Raw genomic sequence first — 21,796 nt, 5'->3', positions numbered from 1 at the left:
CTATCCTGCCCCCTCGTCCCCGAACAGGGCGAGAGCGGTGTTCACCAGGCCGATGTGGCTGAACGCCTGCGGGAAGTTGCCCAGCAGCCGCCCGTCCGCCGCGTCGTACTCCTCCGCCAGCAGACCCACGTCGTTGGCGAGCCCCAGCAGCCGCTCGAACAACTCGCGCGCCTCGTCCGTCCTCCCGGTCATGTGCAGGGCGTCCGCCAGCCAGAACGAGCACACCAGGAACGTGCCCTCCACGCCGGGCAGCCCGTCGACGGTCGCGGCGTCCATGGTGTACCGGCGCAGGAACCCGTCCTGCCCCAGCTCCGCCCGGACCGCGTCGATGGTGCCGAGCACCCGCGGGTCGTCGGGCGGCAGGAACCCCACCCGGGGGATCAGCAGCAGCGCGGCGTCGAGTTCGCGCGAGCCGTAGGACTGCGTGAACGTGTTCCGCGCGGGGTCGTACCCCTTCTCGCACACCTCCCGGTGCACCTCGTCGCGCAGCGCGCGCCAGCCGTCCAGGTCCCCGTCCAGCTCCGGGTTGTCCTCCAGCGTGCGCACCGCGCGGTCGGCCGCCACCCACACCATCACCTTCGAGTGCACGAAGTGGCGCCGGCCGCCGCGCACCTCCCACAGCCCCTCGTCCGGCTGCCGCCACGCCGTGCGCAGGAAGTCCATCAGCACCGACTGCAACGCCCAGACGTCCGGCTGTGCGGACAGCCCCGAACTCCGCGCCAGCGCCAGGGAGTCCATGACCTCGCCGTACACGTCCAGCTGGAGCTGGTTCACGGCCTCGTTGCCCACCCGTACGGGCACGGCGCCGTCGAAGCCGGACAGCCACGGCAGTTCGTACTCCGGCAGCCGCCGCTCGCCCGCCAGCCCGTACATGATCTGGAGGTCCGCCGGGTCACCCGCGACCGCGCGGAGCAGCCAGTTGCGCCACGCCTCCGCCTCGTCCTGGTACCCGGCGGCCAGCAGCGCGTTCAGGGTCAGGGTGGAGTCGCGCAGCCAGCAGAAGCGGTAGTCCCAGTTGCGCACCCCGCCGGGCTCCTCCGGCAGCGAGGTGGTGGGCGCGGCGACGATGCCGCCGGTGGGGCGGTAGGTGAGCGCCTTCAGCGTGATCAGCGCCCGGACGACCGCGTCGCGGTGCGGGCCGTCGTAACGGCAGCGGGCCGCCCAGGCGCGCCAGTCCTTGACGCTGTGCCGCAGCGAGGAGTACGGGTCGACCAGCGGCGGGCGCGGCTCGTGCGAGGGGTGCCAGGTGAGGACGAACGCCACCCGCTCGCCCTCCCGCACCGTGAACTCCGAGACGGTGCCCAGATCCTCGCCCCAGGTCTCCACCTCCGGCACACTGCGCAGCCACGCGGAGTCCGGTCCGGCCACCGCCACCCGGTGGCCGTCCGCCTTGCGCACCCACGGCACGACCGAGCCGTAGTCGAAGCGCAGCCGGAGCGTGCTGCGCACGGTCACCTCACCGCGTACGCCCTGCACGATCCGCACCAGGTCGGGTGCGCGGTGGCGTTGCGGCATCAGATCGGTGACCAGCACCGTCCCGTCGGGTGTCTCCCACTCGGTGTCCAGGACCAGTGTGTCCTCGCGGTAGGACCGGCGGGTGTACCGGTCCGCACCGACCGGGGCGATGCGCCAGTGCCCGTTGTCCTCGTCGCCGAGCAGCCGGGCGAAGCAGGCCGCCGAGTCGAAGCGGGGCAGACAGAGCCAGTCGACCGAGCCGTCCGCGCCCACCAGGGCAGCGGTCTGTTCGTCGCCGATGAGCGCGTAGTCCTCGATACGGTGCACGGGGTGCGGGTTCCCGGCCATCGGGGGCGGCAATCAGGGGTGGAGCCGGGGGAGTGACGGACCGTCGGCCGCCGCGGCGCCGTTGCCGTTGAAGATGACACCGGGGTCCGAGGGGGCCTGGTTGAGCACCCACAGGCCGATCAGCGTGGCCAGCGCGAAGACGACCGCGACCAGCACGGTGAGGACGAGCCGTCGTCGGCGTTCCCGGCGCAGCCACTCGCCGCGCGCCGTGCGGTAGGCGTCGGGGTCGGGCAACACCCCGCCGGCCAGGGCCTGGAGGGCGTCGCGCAGCTCCCGTTCGGTGCGCTCCGCGCCCGGCGGACGCGGCTCGGCCGGCTCGTGGTCCGTGCGGTCCGGGCTGGTGCCACGCGACGGACTCGCGTCTCCATGCGTCATCGCCGGGCCTCCATCGCCTGGGTCAGCGCGGCGATGCCGCGCGAGGTGTGCGTCTTCACGGAACCACGGGAGATCCCCATCGCGGCGGCTATCTCGCTCTCCTTCAGCCCGAGCCAGTGGCGCAGCACCAGCGCCTCGCGCTGCCGGGCCGGGAGGTGCTGGAGGGCGTCGATCAGCACCCGCTGGTCGTCGCGCAGCAGCGCGGTGTTCTCCGCGGAGGCGACGGTCTCGTCCGTCGGCGCCGGCGGCTGCTCCTCGTGCCGGCGGGCGACCTGGAGGTGGCGTATCCGCATCCGGGTCAGATTGCAGACGGTGGAGCGCAGATACGCCTCCGCGGCGGCCACGTCCTTCAACCGCCGCCACTTGCGGTAGATCTGGTAGTACGCCTCGGCGACCACGTTTTCCGGATCGTCGGCGCCGAGCAGCACCGCGAGACGCAGCATCGAGGAGTAGTGCAGTTCGAACAGGCGGGCGACACCGGCCTCCCGCTCCAGATCGGCGGGGTCGGTCACCGCGGGCCCGAGCGGTCCCGTCGGTACCGGCGGGGGCGTCGGGGACGGCGGCAGGGTGGCCTGGGGGTGGTGTCTGCGTCTCACGGGTTGTTCGCTCCCGTCTCCGGACGTCGCCTGACCATCAGGCGGGACGGCAGGTCGGTGGCGTCGGCGCCGCGCGGGACGCCGAGGCGGGCGAGGGCCGCGGTGCCGGCCACCGCGACGGTCAGATTGAGCAGCAGGGCCGCGACCCCGGCGTAGATCTCCAGCGGTCCGGCACCGGTGTCGAGGGGCACGATCGAGGAGAACCCCTCGCGCACCACCAGATACGTCCCGGCGGCCATGCCCACGGCCCATCCGGCGAGCAGCGCCCGCGGGTGCAGCCACCGCGTGTACAGCCCGACCGCCACGGCCGGGAAGATCTGGAGGATCCACACCCCGCCGAGCAGCTGGAGGTTGATCGCGTCCTGGTCGCGCAGGCCGAACACGAACGCCACCGCCCCGAGCTTCGCGGTCAGCGACACCGCCTTGGCGACCCGCACCTGGCGCTTCGGTGTGGCCGTCGGGTGGACGTACTCGACGTAGACGTTCCGTACGAAACTGGTCGCCGCGGCGATCGACATCACCGCCGCCGGCACCAGCGCGCCCACGACGATCGAGCCGAACACCAGCCCGGCCAGCGGGCCCGGCATCAGCCGGTCGACGAGCATCGGCACCGCCGCCTCGGCACCGCCCTCGGGAGCCCGCACCCCGGCGGCCAGTGCCGCGATGCCGAGGAACCCGAAGAGCGCGAGCAGCGCCGTCCAGGCGGGCAGGCCCGCCGACACCTTGCGCAGGGTGCGTGGTCCGTCGGCGGCGAACCCGGCGGTGAGCACGTGCGGGTACATCAGCAGGGCGAGCGCGGAGCCGAGCGCGAGCGTGGCGTAGGCGGGCTGCTGCCCGGGCGTCAGCAGCAGCGGGGAGTGGGCCGTGTCCGCGCCGCCGAGGGCGCGGGCCGCCCCGTCGAAGACCGCGCCGGGCCCGCCGAACCGGCGCAGCACCAGCCAGCAGACGGCGGTGAGCGACACGAACACCGCCACCGCCTTCAGCGCCGAGATCACCGTGGGCGCCCGCAGCCCGTGCCGGTAGGTGGCCAGTGCCAGTCCCGCGAACACCGCGACCATCACCAGGTCGCCGGCCGCGCCGTTCGGATACAGTCCGCCCGCGGTGAGCACCGCGCGGATGCCGAGCAGCTGAAGCGCCAGATACGGCATCGTCGCCAGGATCCCGGTCAGCGCGACGACCAGGGCCAGCGGCGGCGACCCGTACCGGCCGCGCACGAAGTCGCCGGCGGTGATGTAGCCGTGCCGCCGGGCCACGCTCCACAACCGGCTGAGCAGCACGAACGCGAGCGGGCACACGATCACCGTGTACGGCACCGCGAAGAAGGCGGGCGCGCCGTTGCCGTACGCCAGACCCGGTACGGCGGTGAAGGTGTACGCCGTGTAGATCGTCCCGCCGAGCAGCAGCCAGGTCCAGCCCGGTCCCAGCCCACGGTCGGCCAGCGCCCAGCCCTCCAGCGAGGGCAGCTTCCCGCTCGGCCGGAGCCGTCGCGCGGTGACGGCGAGCAGCGACGCCCCGCCGATCACGGCGAGGAACGTCGCGGTCATGGCGCCGTCGGCCATGAATCACCGTCCTTGGTGTGCTGTGCCCTCGGGGGAGAGTTGCGCGGACGGCCCTTCCGGATGACAACAGACCGGTGGGACATCCGTCCGGTACGCCGCGTCACTCTCGCACAGACCGCCGCGAACGGGGAGAGGAGCGCAGGTCACAGCACGGACCGGTCATTCCCGGCTACGGCGCGTGTCTCCGGGCGCCGGCGCTACACCGCCGCCGGTTCCGTCTCCTCGGCGTCCGCCTTCTCGGCCTCCGCCCGCCCCCGGTCCCGGGTCTCGCGGCGGACCAGCACGACCCAGCCGACCGGCACGGCCGCCGCGAACAGCCACCACTGGATGGCGTACGCGTAGTTCAGCGCCGCGTTCTCGTTGCCGGGGTTCCCGAGGGGCTCCGGGGTGCCGTCCTTCGGCTCGGGCGCCGTCTGCGCCACATAGCCGCCGAGCACCCGGGCGCCGAGGCGCTCCGCCTCCCGCTCGCTGTTGATCAGCATGATCTGCCGGTCCGGCAGACCCTCGAGGTCCTTGATGCCGCTCGCCTCGGTCGTCTCGTCGGGCATCAGCCGGCCCTTGATCGTGATCTCGCCGCGCGGCGGAGCGGGGACCTCGGGGAACGCGGTCTGGCTCGGTCCGTCCGCGGGGATCCAGCCCCGGTTGACCAGCAGGACCCTGCCGTCCTCGAGGACGAACGGGGTCAGGACGTGGAAGCCGACCTCGTCGTCGGCGTTGGTGCGCCGGCGGACGACGACCTCGTCATCGGTGTCGAAGTGCCCGTTCGCGGTCACGGTGCGGTACCGCTCGGCGCGGGTCACGGTGTGTCCCGGGGCGGCCAGCCGCTCCACCGGTACCGGATCGGCGGCCAGCGCGTCGGCGACCAGCTGGTTGCGGGCGGCGCGCAGATCGTGGCGGTCCATCTGCCACATGCCCAGCCAGATCATCGTGGGGATGAGAAGCAGGGCGACCAGTGTGATGATCACCCATTGGCGGGACAACAGAAAGCGGTACACCCCACGACCGTACAACTCGGTCGCGGGGTGCATTCAGGCGGGTACGTCCATTCACACCCGGTCGACGATCCCCGCCTTTCCCTCCGCGCGGGCGCAGTGGGCGCCGCAGTACCAGTGACCGTCGGCCTCGACGCCCTGGCCGATGATCTGCACCCGGCAGTGCTCGCAGATCGGGGCCATGCGGTGGATCGCACAGGAGAAGCAGTCGAAGACGTGCACCGCGCCCTGCGCGTGCACCTCGAAGGTCATTCCGTAGCTGTTGCCGCAAACTTCGCATGTCGCCATGGGCCACAGGGTGAGCCGTCGGCCCGGCGCGGGCGAGCGGGCGGCGGGCGAGTCGCCCGCCAATCACCCGTCCGTACGGTCCGCCCCGAGGTGCTCCGGTCAGCCTTCCGACGCGGGTTCGACGTCCCCGAGCAGCTGACCGAACGCGGCCTCGTCGACGACCGGGGTGCCGTACTGCCGGGCCTTGACCACCTTGGAGGTGCCGGAGTCCGGATCGTTGGTGACGAGGAGGCTGGTGAGCCGGGACAGGCTGCCGGCGACATGCAGGCCCGCCTCGGTCGCGCGGTCCTCCAGCAGCTCCCGCTCGATCGAGGTGTCCCCGGAGAACGCCACCCGCATGCCCTGCTTGAGTCGCTTGCCCGGTTCGTACCGTCCGGGGTTGGGGTACGGGCACGCGGGCCGCTTGCGGGACGGGCGCCAACTGGTCGGCCGGTAGCCGCCGCCGTGACTCGCCTGCTGCCCGATGCGGGGCCGCTCCGTCCACTCGGTCAGCGGCAGGCACTCGTGCAGCGGCAGCCGCAGGCCGCCCGCCGCCGCGGCCCGCAGGCTGGGCCGGAACGCCTCGGCCAGCACCCGCGCGTCGTCCAGCGCGTGGTGCGCCCGCCGCTGTACGACACCGAAGTGCGCGGCGAGCGACTCCAGCTTGTGGTTGGGCAGCGGGAGCTTCAGCTCCTTGGAGAGGGCGATGGTGCACAGCCGCTGCTTCACCGGCGCCTCGCTCCGCGCGCGTGCGTACTCCCGGGCGATCATCTGCCAGTCGAAGACCGCGTTGTGCGCGACGAGCACCCGGCCCTCCAGCCGGGCCGCGAACTCCGCGGCGATGTCCTGGAAGAGCGGCGCCCCCTCCAGCACGTCGCTCGTCAGGCCGTGGATCCACACCGGCCCGGGATCCCGCTCCGGGTTGACCACCGTGTACCAGTGGTCCTCGACCTCGCCGCGCGCGTCCAGCCGGTAGACGGCCGCGGAGATGATGCGGTCGTCCCGGGCCAGCCCCGTGGTCTCCACGTCAACGACCGCGTATCCCTGCGGATACGCGGCCGGCCACGCGGTGGGGGAGGACGCCGGGGTCGTGAGGTCATCGAGCATGGTTCACGAGGATACGGGCCGCTACCGACACCCCGGTCCGTCAGGTCCCCCACGCGGCCCGGACGTTCGGATGCCGGGAATGTCCGTACGAGTCACGAAGACCTGTCCCGGCGGCCCCTTCACCAGCGGATCGGCACCGGAAGCGCCGTCAGCAGCCCCGACACGGCGACCACGACGCCGAGCGCGTACACCTCGGCCCGCGCGGGGGAGCAGGCCGTCAGCGGGTCCGCCGCACGGGCCAGCCGGATCCGGGACCACAGGGCGAGGGCGGCGACACCCGCCATCAGGATCACCTTGGCGAGCAGCACCCGCCCGTACGCCGTGTCCGTCAGCTGCTCCAGGATCGTCTCCGGCGGCATCCGGCGCAGCGAACTGCACACGCCCGTCGCGGTGATGGCGACGAGCAGTACGGCGGCCACGCGCGCGTAACGCCCCAGCAGTACGGCGCCCGCCTCCGCCCGCCCCCACACCCGCAGGGTGCGCAGCGCGTACAGCAGACCTCCCACCCAGAGCGAGGCGCAGACCAGGTGCACCAGCGTCAGCCCGGAGCCGATCAGCGGGCTGTACTCGGTCGTCGGATGCGCGCGCAGCGCCTCCGCGACGACCACCGCGGCCAGCGGCCACACCTGGGTGCCGGGACGGCCGGACGCCGCGCACAGGGCCGCCGCGAGGAAGGCGTTGACCTCCAGGAGGGCGAGCTTGCCGTCCCTGGAGTCGTAGAGACCGCCGACGTCGATGTCGGCGAGGCCGCCGGGCACCAGGTTGCCGGTGGCCACGACGGAGGCGAGACCGAGGGCGGCCACGAAGCCGACGGAGTTCGCCACGGTCGACCAACTGCGGGGCGCGGCAGGGGGAGCGCCGGGCACGGCACGGACCAGCCGCCGCACGAACAGCTCGCCGACGGATACGGACAGCGCCGCGAACAGCACCGTCCGCAGCAGGGCTATGCCACCGGTCCCGGGCGCGTCGGCCTCCCCGGTGCCCTGCAACGCGGGCGCCGGCCCGAACACCGGTATCAGCCCTCCGACCGCGACCAACACGAGCACCCCCACGGCCCGCCCGCGCCCCGTCCCCACCCCACTCTTCATCAAACCCACCCCAGGATCTTCACATGCCGCCCCCCTCCAGCTGCGGGCAGTCGTGCCGCTGGGGCGGCACGGGTGGGCGCAGCGGCACCCGGCGAACGCCGGCGAGTGAAACCCCCGCGCGCAACGTCAAACCCACCGAGCCGAATCGGCACCCCAACGCCCAGGCCCCCGCGCCCAGTCAAGCGGCCCACCCTCGAACACCACCGGCGACAAGGCATACCGCACCCGCCCCAACGCACTGTCCCGCTCCGCGAGCCACGCCTCGACGGACACGTCCCCGGAACCCCCCTCGGCCCCAACCCCGGAACCCGCCAACAACCACCCCGCAGTCCCCGCCAACGCCACCCGCACAACCCTGCTCCCACCCACCCCCACCTGCTCACTCACCGCCCGCAACACCCCCGCCGCCAACAGATACCCCGTGCCATGGTCGAGCGCCTGCGCCGGCAAAACCCCCGGAGCCCCCACCGATGAACCCTCGACCGACGCGACCCCCGTAGCCACCTGCACCAGACTGTCGAACCCCCGCCGCCCGCCCCACGGCCCATACGCACCCCAAGCCGACAACTGCGCCACCACCACCCCCGGCCGCCGCTCCGCCAGCGCCTCGGGGCTCAGCCCGAACCGGTCCAGCGCGCCCGGCCGATACCCCGTCACCACCACGTCCGCCGAAGCGAGCAACTCCTCGAACACATCCCGGCCGACGGCCAGATCCAGCAGCGCCGACCGCTTCCCGAAGCCCGTGTCGGCGTGCTGGTCGGCGAGTTCGGGCACCCCCGGCGGGTCCACGCGCAGCACGTCCGCGCCGAGCAGCGCGAGCGTGCGGGTGGCGACCGGGCCGGCGATGACCCGCGTGAGGTCCAGCACCCGGAGCCCCGCGGCGGGCAGCAGGGGATCCCGGGCCCGGCCCACCGGCGTGAGCACCCGCGCGGGCGCCGAATCCAGCCGCTCACGCTCCACCAGGGGGCGCTTCCCCACCTCCACGCCCTGTTCGTGCGCCGCCCACTCCTCGGGCGTCCGCAGCGCGACGGCGAGGCCCCCGGCCGCGTACACGGTCTCCTCGACCTCCCGCGCGGGGCGCTCCGCGAGCGCCGCCGCCACCGCCTCCGGGTCCTCCGGCACATTCAGCGCGGACAGCAGCCGGGCCCGGTGGTGCGGATAGTTGGCGTGTGTGCGCACCCACCCGTCGGCCGTGCGCCAGAACCGTGACAGCGGCGCGAAGGTCTCCGGCGCCCGGCCGCCGACCAGCAGATGCCGCTCACTGACGAACGCCGTGGCCACCGCCCCGTCGTCCACCCGCACCGCAGGCACCTCGCCGGTTCCCGCCCGCCGTGCCCCCAGCTCGGCGGCGGCCAGCGCGCACGCGCCCACACAGGCCCGCGCCGCCTCCCGTACCGGCAGACGCGCACGGAGCACACCCGGCCGTTCCACGGTGGACACGCGTGCGAGGAGGGCGGGATCGCCGCCCAGGGCGGACCAGACGGAAGCGATATCAGTCATGACCGCACTATGCCGCGAGGGGGCCGGGCGCATCGCCCGACCCCCTCTCTCACGGCTCCCGCGGACTACCGCGTCACCGCGTCCAGCGCGTCGGTCATGCCCCAGCCGTAGAAGCCGTTGCGGTTCTTCGGGCCCTCGCACACCGCGTCGACCTTGCCGTCGCCGTTGATGTCGTACGGGTCCGTGCACGCGGTGGCGTCGGCCTCCGCGTACAGCAGGGCCTTCACCAGCGCCGGCGAGGCGTGCGGGTGCGTCGACTTGATCAGCGCGGCGACGCCCGCGACATGCGGGGACGCCATCGACGTACCCGCCATGTAGCCCCACGACCCGCCGGGCAGCGTGCCCAGGATCAGACCGCTGGTGGCGGGCGGCTCCGGCGTCTGGTACGCCGTCGAGTCACCGCCGGGCGCGGCGATGTCGACGACACCCCGGCCGTAGTTGGAGAACGACGACTTCAGCCCCTTGGCGCCGGTCGCCGCGACCGTCACGACACCCGGCAGCTGGGTCGGGATGTCGTAGCACTCGGACGGGTCGATCACCCGGTCCGACGGCGTGGAGTCGTTCGGGGAGACCGGGTCGGTGATCTCGTCGGCCGCGAGGTCGTAGTTCTCGTTGCCGGCCGCGGCGACGTTCACCGCGCCCTTGCGCTCCGCGTACTGCGACGCCCGGGTGACGGCCTCGACGAGCGCCTTCTGGTCCGGGTCGTTCTTGCAGTTGAAGTACCAGGGGTCGGTGTAATAGCTGTTGTTGGTGACGTCGACCCCGTGCTCGGCCGCCCACATGAAGCCGCACACCACGGCCTCGGTGTAGAAGAAGCCGTCCGGGTTGGACACCTTGATGCCCGAGACCTTCACGCCGGGCGCGACACCGGTCATGCCGACACCGTTCTTCGCGGCGGCGATCTCACCGGCGACATGCGTGCCGTGCGGGCTCTCGCCCGCGCCCGGGCGCCAGGCGCCGTCGCTGTTGTCCGGCTTGCCCGACACACAGTTGACCGACGCGGCCCGGTCGAAGTTGGGCGCGATGTCCGGGTGGGTGTCGTCCACACCGGTGTCGATGACGGCGACGGTCACCTTCGAGCTGCCCAGCGACTTCTCGTGCGCCTTGTCCGCCTTGATGGCGGGCAGGTCCCACTGGAGGCCCTGGAGCGGGTCCTGCCCCTCGGCCGCCGCGGACTCGGCCCGGGCGATCTCGGCGGCGCTGAGCGCCTTCGGGGTGCCCATGTCCGTCGTGGCCGCCGACGGCAGCGGCGCGGTGCGGGTGGCACCGGCCGACTGCACCCCGCGGACCGTGCGGATGGTCTTCGCGAAGTCCGCGTTCGACGAGTGGACGACGATGACGCCGATCTTGTCGTACGCCGCCACCACGGTGCCGCCGGCCTTGCCGATCGCCTTCTTCACATGCGCCGACGTGCCGTGGCCGCCCTTGACGTTGACCACATAGCTGAGCGAGGTCGCCTCGGCGGTGGCGGCGGGCTGCGCCGCGTCGGCCGGGGCGGCCGTGGCCGCGGTGTTCGGCAGGAACGCGAGGGCCGTCGCCATGGCCATTCCGGCCGGGATGACGAGCGCGCGGCGGTGACGCGGGTGGGACGCTGTCATGGAGTCTCCAGTTCGTTCACGTTTGCGGGCGGACGGGAAGTGCGGGGCGGAGGCGCTCACTTGACGGCGCGCAGCGCGTCGACGATGCCGAAGCCGTAGAAGCCGTTGACCCGGCTGCCGCCCTCGCAGGTCGCGTCCTGGACGCCGTCGCCGTCCTGGTCGTAGGACTCCGGGCAGCCCGGGTTGTTCGCCTGCGCCTTCAGCAGTGCCTGAAGCTGGGCGGGCGTGGCCCACGGGTGCTTGGACTTCAGCAGCGCGGCGACACCGGCGGCGTGCGGGGAGGCCATCGAGGTGCCCTGGAGCCAGGCGTACTCGCCGTTCGGCATGGTGGAGAGGATGCGGCCGTCCTTCGACGGCGTGTCCGGCAGCTGGTAGCGGCGGTCACCGCCCGGCGCGGCGACGTCGACGACACCCTTGCCGTACGTGGAGTAGTACGACTTCAGGTTCTGGACGCCCGTCGCGCTGACCGTGACGATGCCCGGCAGCTGGGTCGGCACGTCGAAGCACTCGCTCGGGTCGATGGTCCGCGTCACCGGCGTGGAGTCGTCCGGGCTGGAGTCGTCGACGATCGCGTCGGAGGCCAGGTCGTGGTTGGAGTTGCCGGCCGAGGCGAGGTGCAGCGTGCCCTTCTTCTGCGCGTACAGCTGGGCCCGGTTGACCGCGTCGACGATCGCCTTCTGGTCCGGGTCGTCCATGCAGTTGTACAGCCACGGGTCCACGTAGTAGCTGTTGTTCGTGATCTCCACGCCGTGGTCGGCGGCGAACACGAACGCGCAGACGACGTTCTCCGGGTAGAAGAGGCCGTTGTCCGGGTCGCTGACCTTGATACCGGCCACCTTGACGCCGGGCGCGACACCGGCGACTCCGATGCCGTTGCGGGCCGCGGCGATCTCACCGGCCACATGGGTGCCGTGGTAGTCGTCGGCCGTGTACGGCCGCCAGGCGCCCTCGCTGGTGTCCGCCTTGCCGCCGACGCAGTTGGCCGACTGGGAGGCGGAGAAGTTCGGGGCGAGGTCCGGGTGGGTGTCGTCGACGCCGGTGTCGATCACGGCGACGGTCACCTTGCCGCTGCCCGGGTTGATCTTCGCGGCCTTGTCGGCGCCGATCGCCCGCAGGTCCCACTGGTCGGCCTCGAGCGGTTCGCTGCCGGGGGTGTCCGCGGAGGCGGCCCGCGTCCTCGCGGCCTCGGCGGCCGTGACGTAGTCGGCGGCGCCCTCGTCCGTCGTCCCGGCCGCGGTCAGCGGGGCGGTGCGGGTGGCACCGGCCGACTGGACCCCGCGGGCCTCGCGTATCTCCTTGCCGAAGTCCGGGTTGGCCGAGTGGACGACGATCACGCCGATCTTCTCGTACGTGACGACGACCTGCCCGCCGGCCGCGGCGATCGCCCGTTTCACCGACGCGATGGTGCGACGGTCCGCCTTGGTGTTGACGACATACGCCAGGGCGGGCGCGTCCGTCGCCTGCTCGGCCGACACGGTCCGCGGGGCCGCCGAGGCCGCCGCCGGAAGGAAGCCGAGCGAGGCGGTCAGGGACAGCACGACGGGCACGGCGAGGGCCAGCCGGCGTCTGGAACGCAGATGAGCCATGGGGTCTCCACATCATCCGGAAACGAAACCGGCCCGAGGCACAGGGTGGTGCTCGGGCAGGTACATGACGGGGTGGTGCAGGGTGAAGCTATCCCGCGCTCTCGCTGGCCAGCAATGTTTCGCCGCAAACGTCTCCGGAAAACGGCTGGGGAAAAGAAGGGCCGAGAGTTGAACCGGTCCTCGCGTGGCGCCGTGCCCTTGGGCAGGAAGCGCGAGGACACTCGCCTTTCGTCCCCGTCCGACCAGAACCGCACCGCGAGGAGACTCCGTGGCCGCCGAAGCACCGCCCCCCTCGACAGAACAACACAAACTCCCCACCCCCGAGGAGTTCACCGAGGTGCAGGAGAGCGCTGAGTTCGGTGAACTGCGCCGCTCCTACCGCTCCTTCGCCTTCCCGCTGACCGTCGCCTTCATCGCCTGGTACCTGCTGTACGTCCTGCTCTCCAACTACGCGGGCGACTTCATGGGCGCCAAGCTGTTCGGCAACATCAACGTCGCCTTCGTCTTCGGCGTACTCCAGTTCGTCACCACGTTCCTCATCGCCTGGTGGTACTCGCGGCACGCCGCCGCCAAGCTCGACCCCAAGGCCGAGGCCATCAAGACCCGTATGGAGGGCGGCGCATGAGCCCCGCGATCACCCATGTGACCCTCGCCGCGAACGAGGCGAGCGAACACCGCGCGCTGATCATCACCCTGTTCGCGCTGTTCGTCGTCGCGACTCTCGGCATCACCATCTGGGCGGGCCGGCAGACCAAGGACGCCGCCGACTTCTACGCGGGCGGACGCCAGTTCAGCGCCTTCCAGAACGGACTCGCGGTCTCCGGCGACTACATGTCGGCCGCGTCCTTCCTCGGCATCGCGGGCGCCATCGCCCTCTTCGGCTACGACGGCTTCCTGTACTCCATCGGCTTCCTGGTCGCCTGGCTGGTGGCGCTCCTCCTGGTCGCCGAGCCGCTGCGGAACTCCGGCCGCTACACGATGGGCGACGTCCTCGCCTACCGCATGCGCCAGCGCCCCGTGCGCACCGCCGCGGGCACCTCCACCATCGTCGTGTCGATCTTCTACCTGCTGGCCCAGATGGCGGGCGCGGGCGTCCTCGTCTCGCTGCTCCTCGGCATCACCTCCGACGCGGGCAAGATCCTCATCGTCGCCCTCGTCGGCGTCCTGATGATCGTGTACGTCTCCATCGGCGGCATGAAGGGCACCACCTGGGTCCAGATGGTCAAGGCCGTCCTGCTCATCGGCGGCACGATCCTCATCACGTTCCTGGTGCTGCTGAAGTTCAACTTCAACATCTCCGACCTGCTGGGCAGCGCCGCGGAGAACAGCGGCAAGGGCGACGCCTTCCTGGAGCCCGGCCTCCAGTACGGCGCCGACGGCACCACCAAGCTGGACTTCATCTCCCTCGGCATCGCCCTGGTGCTCGGCACCGCCGGTCTGCCGCACATCCTGATCCGCTTCTACACGGTGCCCAACGCCAAGGCCGCCCGTAAGTCCGTGAACTGGGCCATCGGCATCATCGGCGGCTTCTACCTGATGACCATCGCTCTCGGCTTCGGCGCCGCCGCGCTGATCTCCCAGGACGAGATCATCGCCTCCAACCCGTCAGGCAACACCGCCGCCCCGCTGCTCGCCCTGCACCTGGGCGGCGTCGACTCGGCCTGGGGCGCGATCCTGCTCGCCACCATCTCGGCGGTCGCCTTCGCGACGATCCTCGCCGTGGTCGCCGGCCTCACCCTGGCCTCGTCGTCGTCCTTCGCGCACGACATCTACGCCAACGTCATCCGCAAGGGGCAGGCCACGGAGAAGGAGGAGATGAAGGCGGCCCGCTGGGCGACCGTCCTCATCGGCATCGTCTCCATCGCGCTCGGCGCCCTCGCCCGCGACCTGAACGTGGCCGGCCTGGTCGCACTGGCCTTCGCGGTCGCCGCGTCCGCCAACCTGCCGACCATCCTCTACAGCCTGTTCTGGAAGCGGTTCACCACCCAGGGCGCCCTGTGGTCGATCTACGGCGGCCTGATCGTCGCCGTCGGCCTGGTGCTGTTCTCGCCCGTGGTCTCCGGCGACCCGAAGGCGATGTTCCCGGACGTCGACTTCGCCTGGTTCCCGCTGAAGAACCCGGGCATCATCTCCATCCCGTTCGGCTTCCTGATGGGCTGGCTCGGCACCGTCCTGTCGAAGGAGGAGCCGGACGCCAAGAAGTACGCGGAGCTGGAGGTCCGGTCCCTGACCGGCACCGGCGCCCACTGATCCACACCCCGCGCGGCCGCGTCGTACGGGACCCCCTGTAGGTCCCTACGACGCGGCCGTACGTCATCTCGTCCCATCGGGCCCGTGTGGGTTGTCGGTGGCGTCACGTAGGCTCGCAGTAGCCGGGCACGAGTGATCCGCGTCGAGGGAGGGGCCACGTGCTCATCGACACCTACGGCCGAGTGGCCACCGATCTGAGGGTCTCGCTGACGGACCGGTGCAATCTGCGCTGCACCTACTGCATGCCCGAGGAGGGCTTGCAGTGGCTGGCCAAGCCGGACCTGCTCACCGACGACGAGATCGTCCGCCTGGTCGACATCGCCGTCACCTCCCTCGGCATCGAGGAGGTCCGCTTCACCGGCGGCGAACCCCTGCTCCGCCCCGGACTGGTCGGCATCGTCGAGCGCGTCGCGGCCCTGGAACCCCGCCCGCAGATGTCGCTGACCACCAATGGCATCGGTCTGCGGCGCACCGCGACCGCGCTGAAGGAGGCGGGCCTGGACCGGGTCAACGTCTCGCTGGACACGCTCCGCCCGGACGTCTTCAAGACCCTCACCCGCCGCGACCGCCACCAGGACGTCCTCGACGGCCTGTACGCGGCCCGCGAGGCCGGCCTGACCCCCGTGAAGGTCAACTCGGTCCTGATGCCGGGGCTCAACGAGGACGAGGCCCCCGACCTGCTCGCCTGGGCCGTGGAGCACGACTACGAGCTGCGCTTCATCGAGCAGATGCCCCTCGACGCCCAGCACGGCTGGAAGCGCGAGGGCATGATCACCGCCGGAGACATCCTCGCCTCCCTGCGCACCCGCTTCGAGCTGACCCCCGAGGGCGACGAGGCCCGCGGCTCCGCACCGGCCGAGCGCTGGCTGGTCGACGGCGGCCCGCACCGCGTCGGCGTCATAGCCTCCGTCACCCGCCCCTTCTGCGCCGCCTGCGACCGCACCCGCCTCACCGCCGACGGACAGATCCGCACCTGCCTGTTCGCCACCGAGGAGACCGACCTCCGCGCGACCCTCCGCTCCGGCGCCCCCGACGAGGAGATAGCCCGCATCTGGAAGCTCGCCATGTGGGGCAAGAAGGCAGGCGCGGGCCTGGACGACCCAACGTTCGTCCAGCCCGACCGCCCCATGTCCGCCATCGGAGGCTAGCTGTCAGGCAGGGGCCGACTGCAGCCCCCCAGGGGCGCGGGGAACTGCGCGACAAGCCACAACGGACCCGCAGCCGCAAACGACCCCCGGGTCAAACCCCCCGCGCTTCCCACTCCTCCAGCAGGACAACCTCCTTCAAGAACCCCCGAACCCCCAGGAACTGGGACAAATGCTCCCGGTGCGCCTCACAGGCAAGCCACGTCTTCCGCCGCTCAGGCGTATGAACCTTCGGGTTGTTCCACGCCAGCACCCAAGCGGCAGCGTCACGGCAGCCCTTGGCGGAACAGATCGGCGTCTCGGGATCGGGGAGCATCACACCCCCGACCCTAACCCGCCCCAAAAAGGCGACGCCGAGCAGCCACGGGGGGAGCTGCCCGGCGTCGGTCCGTCGCTCCGACGGGGGATGCGGAGCGCGTACGAAGTATGTCACGGGTCACCCCGCCCCCGGCACCGGAACAACATGATTGATCTGAGCTTTTCTTGAGCTTGGCGGGGAAGTGCCTTCCGCTTCGAGCTGTTTCCCCCCCACATCCCGATCATCACGGCCGCTCGGGCCGCTCCGTTCGTGCGCCCTGCGCCGACGGTGACGCCACATCTTCCGTATCGGATTCCGTGGAACCGTCATTCGTCCCGGGAGGCGCGATCATCGGCCTCATCGGCGTCGTCACGAAGGTCGACGGCAGCGACGGCGCGTTCTCGCGCCCCGCGTTGGCGATCACCACCGCTATGTACGGCAGGACCGCCCCGAGCACGAGCGCCACGATCGCGACGTGCCGCTCCACGTTCCAGAGGGTCGCCGCGAGGATGACCGAGATCGTACGGACGGCCATCGAGATCACATACCGGCGCTGTCGCGCGCGTACGTCCTCCTGGAGACCGGTCCGGGCTCCGGTGATCCGGAACACCTGGACGCTGCCGCCGCCATGCTGCTTCCGCATCACATTCCACCATCCGCCCGCATAGGAGCTTCCCCGTGTCCGACCGTCCGGCGCCCCGGTCCGTGACACAGGGCCCCAACAGGTCCACGTTACGCCGCGCCCCCGCGGGTCACGAGAGTGGGTCGCCCCGCCCCGCGGCGCACGGCCTGCGCCGTAGCGCGTACGGCATGCCCGACATGCGGCGTACCGTCTCTCGGCCGACACTGGCCGTAATGCTCGCGTCAAGCCGTACGAGGAGGCATCCATGGGCTGGTTGTGGGCGATCATCGTGGGTTTCGTGCTCGGTCTGATCGCCAAGGCGGTGATCCCCGGCAAACAGCACATCCCGCTGTGGCTGGCCACCATCTGCGGCATGATCGGCGCGATCGCGGGCAACGCCATCGCGCGGGGCTTCGGCATCGAGGAGACCCGGGGCATCGACTGGGGCCGGCACATCTTCCAGCTGATCGCGGCGATCGTGATCGTCTTCTTCGTGGACATGCTGTACAACACGATGAAGCGCAGGAAGCAGGAGCGGGTCTGACCCGCCTCCGTCGCCCGACGGCGAAGAGGACGACGGGGCGGCCCCCGGCGCCCGCCGGAAACCGCCCCTCCGCGAGCCGTCGGCTCAGTCGGCCGTGACCTCCACCGCCGCCAGGTTCTTCTTGCCCCGGCGCAGCACCAGCCAGCGCCCGTGCAGCAGGTCCTCCGTGGCGGGGACGGCGTCCTCGGCGGTGACCTTGGCGTTGTTCACGTAGGCGCCGCCCTCCTTCACCGTGCGCCGCGCGGCGGACTTGCTCGGCACCAGACCGACCTCGGCGAACAGGTCGACCACCGGGCCGAGCTCGGCCACCTTGACGTGCGGCACCTCGGAGAGCGCCGCCGCCAGCGTCCGGTCGTCCAGCTCCGCCAGCTCGCCCTGGCCGAAGAGGGCCTTGGAGGCGGCGATCACGGCGGCCGTCTGGTCGGCGCCGTGCACCAGCGTCGTCAGCTCCTCCGCCAGCGCCCGCTGCGCGGCCCGGGCCTGCGGCCGCTCGGCGGTCTGCCGCTCCAGCTCCTCCAGCTCCTCCCGGGACCTGAAGGACAGGATCCGCATGTAGCCGGAGATGTCCCGGTCGTCCACGTTCAGCCAGAACTGGTAGAACGCGTACGGCGTCGTCATCTCCGGGTCCAGCCAGACGGCGCCACCCTCGGTCTTGCCGAACTTGGTGCCGTCCGCCTTCGTCATCAGCGGAGTGGCGAAGGCGTGGACCGTGGCGTCCGGCTCCAGCCGGTGCAGCAGGTCCAGGCCCGCCGTGAGGTTGCCCCACTGGTCGCTGCCGCCCTGCTGGAGCGTGCAGCCGTACCTCCGGAACAGCTGGAGGAAGTCCATGGCCTGGAGCAGCTGGTAGCTGAACTCCGTGTAGCTGATCCCCTCGGAGGACTCAAGGCGCCGGGCGACGGAGTCCTTCGTCAGCATCTTGTTGACACGGAAGTGCTTGCCGATGTCCCGCAGGAACTCGATCGCGGAGAGGTTCTGCGTCCAGTCGAGGTTGTTGACCATCACGGCCGCGTTCTCGCCCTCGAAGGACAGGAACGGCTCGATCTGGCCACGCAGCCGCTCGACCCAGCCCGCGACGGTCTCCGGCGAGTTCAGCGTGCGCTCCGCGGTCGGGCGCGGGTCGCCGATCTGGCCCGTGGCCCCGCCGACCAGCGCCAGCGGCCGGTGCCCGGCCTGCTGGAGCCGGCGCACGGTGAGCACCTGCACCAGATGCCCCACGTGCAACGACGGCGCGGTCGGGTCGAAACCGCAATAGAACGTGACGGGACCGTCCGCGAGCGCCTTGCGCAAAGCGTCCTCGTCAGTGGACTGGGCGAACAGCCCGCGCCACTTCAGCTCGTCGACGATGTCCGTCACGGTTCTCGTGTCTCCTTGATGATCTTCGGCCGGTCGGGTGACGGCCGATTGCGAACGCCTACGAGGTTATACGCCCTGGCTGACAGAGCTCATATTGAAATCGGGGACGCGCAGCGCGGGCATCGCGGCCCGGGTGAACCAGTCGCCCCACTCCCTGGGCAGCGTCTTCTCCGTACGGCCCGCCTCCGCCGCCCTGCCCAGCAGGTCCACCGGCGACTCGTTGAACCGGAAGTTGTTGACCTCGCCGGTGACCTCGCCGTTCTCCACGAGATAGACGCCGTCCCGGGTCAGCCCCGTGAGCAGCAGCGTCGCCGGGTCGACCTCGCGGATGTACCACAGGCAGGTCAGCAACAGCCCGCGCTCGGTGGCCGCGACCATCTCCTCCAGCGAGCGGTCCTCGCCCCCGTCCAGGATCAGGTTGTCGATGGCGGGCGCCACGGGCAGCCCGGTCAGCCCCGCGCTGTGCCGGCTCGTGGTCAGATGCTCCAGCTCGCCCTCGCGGACCCACTCCGTGGCCGTCAGCGGCAGCCCGTTGTCGAACACCGACTGGTCACCCCCTGAGGAGTGCGCGATCACGAACGGCGCCGACTCCAGACCCGGCTCGTTCGGGTCGCTGCGCAGGGTCAGCGGCAGCTCGGTCAGCTTCTCGCCGACCCGGGTGCCGCCGCCCGGCCTGGAGAACACCGTGCGGCCCTCCGCCGCGTCCCGGCCCGACGCCGACCACAGCTGGTAGATCAGCAGATCCGCGACGGCGGTCGGCGGCAGCAGCGTCTCGTACCGGCCCGCGGGCAGCTCGAGCCGCCGCTCGGCCCAGCCCAGCCGTACGGCCAGCTCGGCGTCGAGCGCCGCCGGGTCGACGTCCTTGAAGTCCCGCGTGGAGCGCCCCGCCCACGCCGACCGCGTACGGTCCGGGGACTTGGCGTTCAGCTCCAGCGTGCCGTTCGGCTGGTCGTGCCGCAGCCGCAGCCCCGTCGACGTGCCGAGATAGCTGGAGACCAGCTCGTGGTTGGCGAAGCCGTACAGCTCCCGCCCGCCGGCCCGCGCGCGTGCGAACGCCTCGCCCAGCGCCGGGGCGAAGTCGGCGAACACGGCGGAGGAGGTCTCGGCGGGCGCCTCGGTGAACTCGGGGGAGGGATCCACCCCCGTGACCAGCGGCTGCGCGTCCTCCGCCGGGCCCGCGCCCCGCGCGGCGGCCTCGGCGGCCCGCACCAGCGGCTCCAGCTCGTCCACGGTCACCGCGGACCGGGACACCACCCCGGAGGCCGTGCCCTGCGCGCCGTCCACCGTGGAGATCACGGTGAGCGTGCGCCCGCGCGTGACACCGTTCGTGGTGAGCGCGTTGCCCGCCCAGCGCAGATTGGCGGTCGAGTGCTCGTCGGCGATCACGACACAGCCGTCGGCCCGGGACAGTTCGAGGGCGCGCTCGACGATCTCGTGCGGCTTGTTCGTATCCGCGCTCATCGTCCGGCCTCCTGCGTGGTGTTAAGAATGTTGACTCCCTTGAAGAGGGCGGACGGGCAGCCGTGCGAGACCGCCGCGACCTGCCCCGGCTGGGCCTTGCCGCAGTTGAAGGCGCCGCCCAGGACATACGTCTGCGGACCGCCGACCGCCGCCATGGACCCCCAGAAGTCGGTGGTCGTCGCCTGGTACGCGACATCCCGCAGCTGGCCCGCCAGCCGCCCGTTCTCGATCCGGTAGAAGCGCTGCCCGGTGAACTGGAAGTTGTACCGCTGCATGTCGATCGACCAGGACCGGTCGCCGACGACGTAGATGCCCCGGTCCACACCCCCGATCAGATCCTCCGTCGACATCCCGGCCGGGTCCGGCCGCAGCGACACATTGGCCATGCGCTGCACCGGCACATGGCCGGGGGAGTCCGCGAACGCGCACCCGTTGGAGCGCTCGAACCCGGTCAGCTTCGCGATCCGCCGGTCCAGCTGGTAGCCGACCAGCGTGCCGTCCTTCACCAGGTCCCAGGACTGCGCCTCGACGCCCTCGTCGTCGTAGCCGACGGTCGCCAGTCCGTGCTCGGCGGTGCGGTCACCGGTGACGTTCATCAGCTCGGAGCCGTACTTCAGCTTGCCCAGCAGGTCGAAGGTGGCGAACGAGGTGCCGGCGTAGGCCGCCTCGTAGCCGAGCGCCCGGTCCAGCTCGGTGGCGTGCCCGATGGACTCGTGGATGGTCAGCCACAGGTTGGACGGGTCCACCACCAGGTCGTACAACCCCGGCTCCACGCTCGGCGCCCGCATCTTCTCGGCGAGCAGCTCCGGGATCCGCGCCAGCTCGTCGTCCCAGTCCCAGCCGGTGCCCTTCAGGTACTCCCAGCCACGCCCGACGGGCGGTGCGATGGTGCGCATGGAGTCGAACTCACCGCTGGAGTCGTCGACGGACACGGCCGTGAAGACGGGGTGCAGCCGGACCCGCTGCTGGGTGGTCGTGGTCCCGGCCGTGTCGGCGTAGAACTTGTTCTCGTGCACGGTGAGCAGCGAGGCGTCGACATGGTCCACCCCGTTCGCCGCCAGCAGCCGCGCGCTCCACTCGGCCAGCAGCCCGGCCTTCTCCTCGTCGGGCACGGCGAACGGATCGATCTCGTACGACGAGACCCACGTCTTCTCGGAGTGCACCGGCTCGTCGGCCAGCTCCACCCTCTCGTCCGACCCGGCCGCCCGGATCACCTGCGCGGACAGCTTCGCCATCGCCACGGCCTGCGAGGCGACCTTGGCGGCGGCGTCGAGGGTCAGATCCACCCCGGACGCGAACCCCCAGGTCCCGCCGTGCACCACGCGCACCGCGTATCCCAGGTCGGTGGTGTCCGACGACCCGGCCGGCTTCGCGTCCCGGAACCGCCAGGACGCGTTGCGCACCCGCTCCAGGCGGAAGTCCGCGTGCTCCGCCCCGAGCGCCCGTGCCCGCGCGAGCGCGGCGTCGGCGAGGGCGCGCAGGGGCAGGGCCGTGAAGGCTTCGTCAATGCTATGAGGCACCTACGTCTCTTCCTGTCGGCATTCGCTGTTCGGTTTTCGGTACTGCACCGTCGTCGTTGCGCATCATGTCGCGTCGGCCGGTGCCGGACCACATGTTTCCGACGGGAGCCCGGTGCTTTCTGTAGGGACCCG

At 71.6% G+C, this 21,796-nt stretch carries 20 protein-coding genes; 4 read left to right on the top strand and 16 right to left on the bottom strand.

The window, feature by feature from the left end; translation table 11 throughout:
- The 11 genes from ACZ470_RS32490 to ACZ470_RS32440 all read right to left on the bottom strand — a co-directional run bounded on the left by ACZ470_RS32490 (nucleotide 1) and on the right by ACZ470_RS32440 (nucleotide 12,471).
- On the bottom strand, nucleotides 1-1,803 hold the full coding sequence (locus ACZ470_RS32490; RefSeq protein WP_468433049.1) for a glycoside hydrolase family 15 protein: 1,803 nt from the start codon (nucleotides 1,801-1,803) through the stop codon (nucleotides 1-3).
- A 12-nt stretch (nucleotides 1,804-1,815) separates the two neighbouring features.
- On the bottom strand, nucleotides 1,816-2,178 hold the full coding sequence (locus tag ACZ470_RS32485) for a hypothetical protein (protein ID WP_468433048.1): 363 nt from the start codon (nucleotides 2,176-2,178) through the stop codon (nucleotides 1,816-1,818).
- Nucleotides 2,175-2,774, bottom strand: a complete 600-nt coding sequence (locus tag ACZ470_RS32480) for an RNA polymerase sigma factor (protein WP_468433046.1) — start codon at nucleotides 2,772-2,774, stop codon at nucleotides 2,175-2,177. Before ACZ470_RS32480 ends, ACZ470_RS32485 begins: the two co-directional genes overlap by 4 nt.
- A complete protein-coding gene (locus tag ACZ470_RS32475; RefSeq protein WP_468433044.1) occupies nucleotides 2,771-4,333 on the bottom strand; it encodes a sodium:solute symporter family protein in 1,563 nt (520 codons plus the stop codon). The genes ACZ470_RS32480 and ACZ470_RS32475 overlap by 4 nt, the downstream gene beginning before the upstream one ends.
- Nucleotides 4,334-4,530: 197 nt before the next feature.
- On the bottom strand, nucleotides 4,531-5,328 hold the full coding sequence (locus tag ACZ470_RS32470; RefSeq protein WP_468433042.1) for an SURF1 family cytochrome oxidase biogenesis protein: 798 nt from the start codon (nucleotides 5,326-5,328) through the stop codon (nucleotides 4,531-4,533).
- 51 nt (nucleotides 5,329-5,379) lie between these two features.
- Nucleotides 5,380-5,613 (bottom strand): hypothetical protein, encoded by a 234-nt coding sequence (locus ACZ470_RS32465; RefSeq protein WP_142196184.1) that lies wholly within the window; start codon nucleotides 5,611-5,613, stop codon nucleotides 5,380-5,382.
- Nucleotides 5,614-5,712: 99 nt separating this feature from the next.
- Nucleotides 5,713-6,699: a DEDDh family exonuclease gene (locus ACZ470_RS32460; protein ID WP_468433040.1), complete on the bottom strand. Its 987-nt coding sequence runs from the start codon at nucleotides 6,697-6,699 to the stop codon at nucleotides 5,713-5,715.
- 119 nt (nucleotides 6,700-6,818) lie between these two features.
- Nucleotides 6,819-7,787: a CopD family protein gene (locus ACZ470_RS32455; protein WP_468433038.1), complete on the bottom strand. Its 969-nt coding sequence runs from the start codon at nucleotides 7,785-7,787 to the stop codon at nucleotides 6,819-6,821.
- A 126-nt stretch (nucleotides 7,788-7,913) separates the two neighbouring features.
- Nucleotides 7,914-9,287: a CoA transferase gene (locus ACZ470_RS32450; RefSeq protein WP_468433037.1), complete on the bottom strand. Its 1,374-nt coding sequence runs from the start codon at nucleotides 9,285-9,287 to the stop codon at nucleotides 7,914-7,916.
- 65 nt (nucleotides 9,288-9,352) lie between these two features.
- Complete coding sequence (locus tag ACZ470_RS32445; protein WP_468433036.1) at nucleotides 9,353-10,885, bottom strand: S8 family peptidase; 1,533 nt, start codon at nucleotides 10,883-10,885, stop codon at nucleotides 9,353-9,355.
- Nucleotides 10,886-10,941: 56 nt separating this feature from the next.
- Nucleotides 10,942-12,471: a S8 family serine peptidase gene (locus tag ACZ470_RS32440; RefSeq protein ID WP_468433034.1), complete on the bottom strand. Its 1,530-nt coding sequence runs from the start codon at nucleotides 12,469-12,471 to the stop codon at nucleotides 10,942-10,944.
- A gap of 268 nt (nucleotides 12,472-12,739) precedes the next feature.
- On the opposite strand from ACZ470_RS32440, the gene ACZ470_RS32435 reads away from it, so the two are divergent.
- From ACZ470_RS32435 to moaA, 3 genes are all read left to right on the top strand, one after another.
- A complete protein-coding gene (locus ACZ470_RS32435) occupies nucleotides 12,740-13,096 on the top strand; it encodes a DUF485 domain-containing protein (protein ID WP_468433032.1) in 357 nt (118 codons plus the stop codon).
- A complete protein-coding gene (locus ACZ470_RS32430) occupies nucleotides 13,093-14,721 on the top strand; it encodes a solute symporter family protein (RefSeq protein WP_468433031.1) in 1,629 nt (542 codons plus the stop codon). The genes ACZ470_RS32435 and ACZ470_RS32430 overlap by 4 nt, the downstream gene beginning before the upstream one ends.
- 158 nt (nucleotides 14,722-14,879) lie before the next feature.
- Nucleotides 14,880-15,869 (top strand): GTP 3',8-cyclase MoaA, encoded by a 990-nt coding sequence (moaA, locus tag ACZ470_RS32425; RefSeq protein ID WP_468433029.1) that lies wholly within the window; start codon nucleotides 14,880-14,882, stop codon nucleotides 15,867-15,869.
- Nucleotides 15,870-15,960: 91 nt separating this feature from the next.
- Here the strand turns inward: moaA and ACZ470_RS32420 are convergent, their stop codons facing one another.
- Nucleotides 15,961-16,182, bottom strand: coding sequence for a hypothetical protein (locus tag ACZ470_RS32420; RefSeq protein WP_468433198.1), 222 nt, complete (start codon nucleotides 16,180-16,182; stop codon nucleotides 15,961-15,963).
- Between the two features lie 226 nt (nucleotides 16,183-16,408).
- Nucleotides 16,409-16,807 (bottom strand): DUF3099 domain-containing protein, encoded by a 399-nt coding sequence (locus ACZ470_RS32415; RefSeq protein ID WP_468433026.1) that lies wholly within the window; start codon nucleotides 16,805-16,807, stop codon nucleotides 16,409-16,411.
- Nucleotides 16,808-17,051: 244 nt separating this feature from the next.
- On the opposite strand from ACZ470_RS32415, the gene ACZ470_RS32410 reads away from it, so the two are divergent.
- Nucleotides 17,052-17,330 carry a GlsB/YeaQ/YmgE family stress response membrane protein gene (locus ACZ470_RS32410; protein ID WP_468433022.1) on the top strand — a complete coding sequence of 93 codons (279 nt, stop codon included), beginning with the start codon at nucleotides 17,052-17,054 and terminating at the stop codon, nucleotides 17,328-17,330.
- A gap of 84 nt (nucleotides 17,331-17,414) precedes the next feature.
- Here ACZ470_RS32410 and tyrS read toward each other — a convergent pair whose 3' ends face one another.
- The 3 genes from tyrS to ACZ470_RS32395 all read right to left on the bottom strand — a co-directional run bounded on the left by tyrS (nucleotide 17,415) and on the right by ACZ470_RS32395 (nucleotide 21,664).
- Complete coding sequence (gene tyrS, locus ACZ470_RS32405; RefSeq protein ID WP_468433020.1) at nucleotides 17,415-18,683, bottom strand: tyrosine--tRNA ligase; 1,269 nt, start codon at nucleotides 18,681-18,683, stop codon at nucleotides 17,415-17,417.
- Between the two features lie 66 nt (nucleotides 18,684-18,749).
- The gene (locus ACZ470_RS32400) at nucleotides 18,750-20,144 is read right to left on the bottom strand and encodes a metallopeptidase TldD-related protein (RefSeq protein WP_468433019.1); all 1,395 of its coding nucleotides are present in this window, start codon (nucleotides 20,142-20,144) and stop codon (nucleotides 18,750-18,752) included.
- On the bottom strand, nucleotides 20,141-21,664 hold the full coding sequence (locus ACZ470_RS32395) for a TldD/PmbA family protein (protein ID WP_468433018.1): 1,524 nt from the start codon (nucleotides 21,662-21,664) through the stop codon (nucleotides 20,141-20,143). The genes ACZ470_RS32400 and ACZ470_RS32395 overlap by 4 nt, the downstream gene beginning before the upstream one ends.
- Nucleotides 21,665-21,796 lie beyond the last annotated feature (132 nt).

Source organism: Streptomyces sp. NPDC031111 (genome assembly GCF_055570675.1).
The sequence above is the reverse complement of the archived record's forward strand: the minus strand, read 5'-3'. Positions and strand labels throughout refer to the sequence as shown.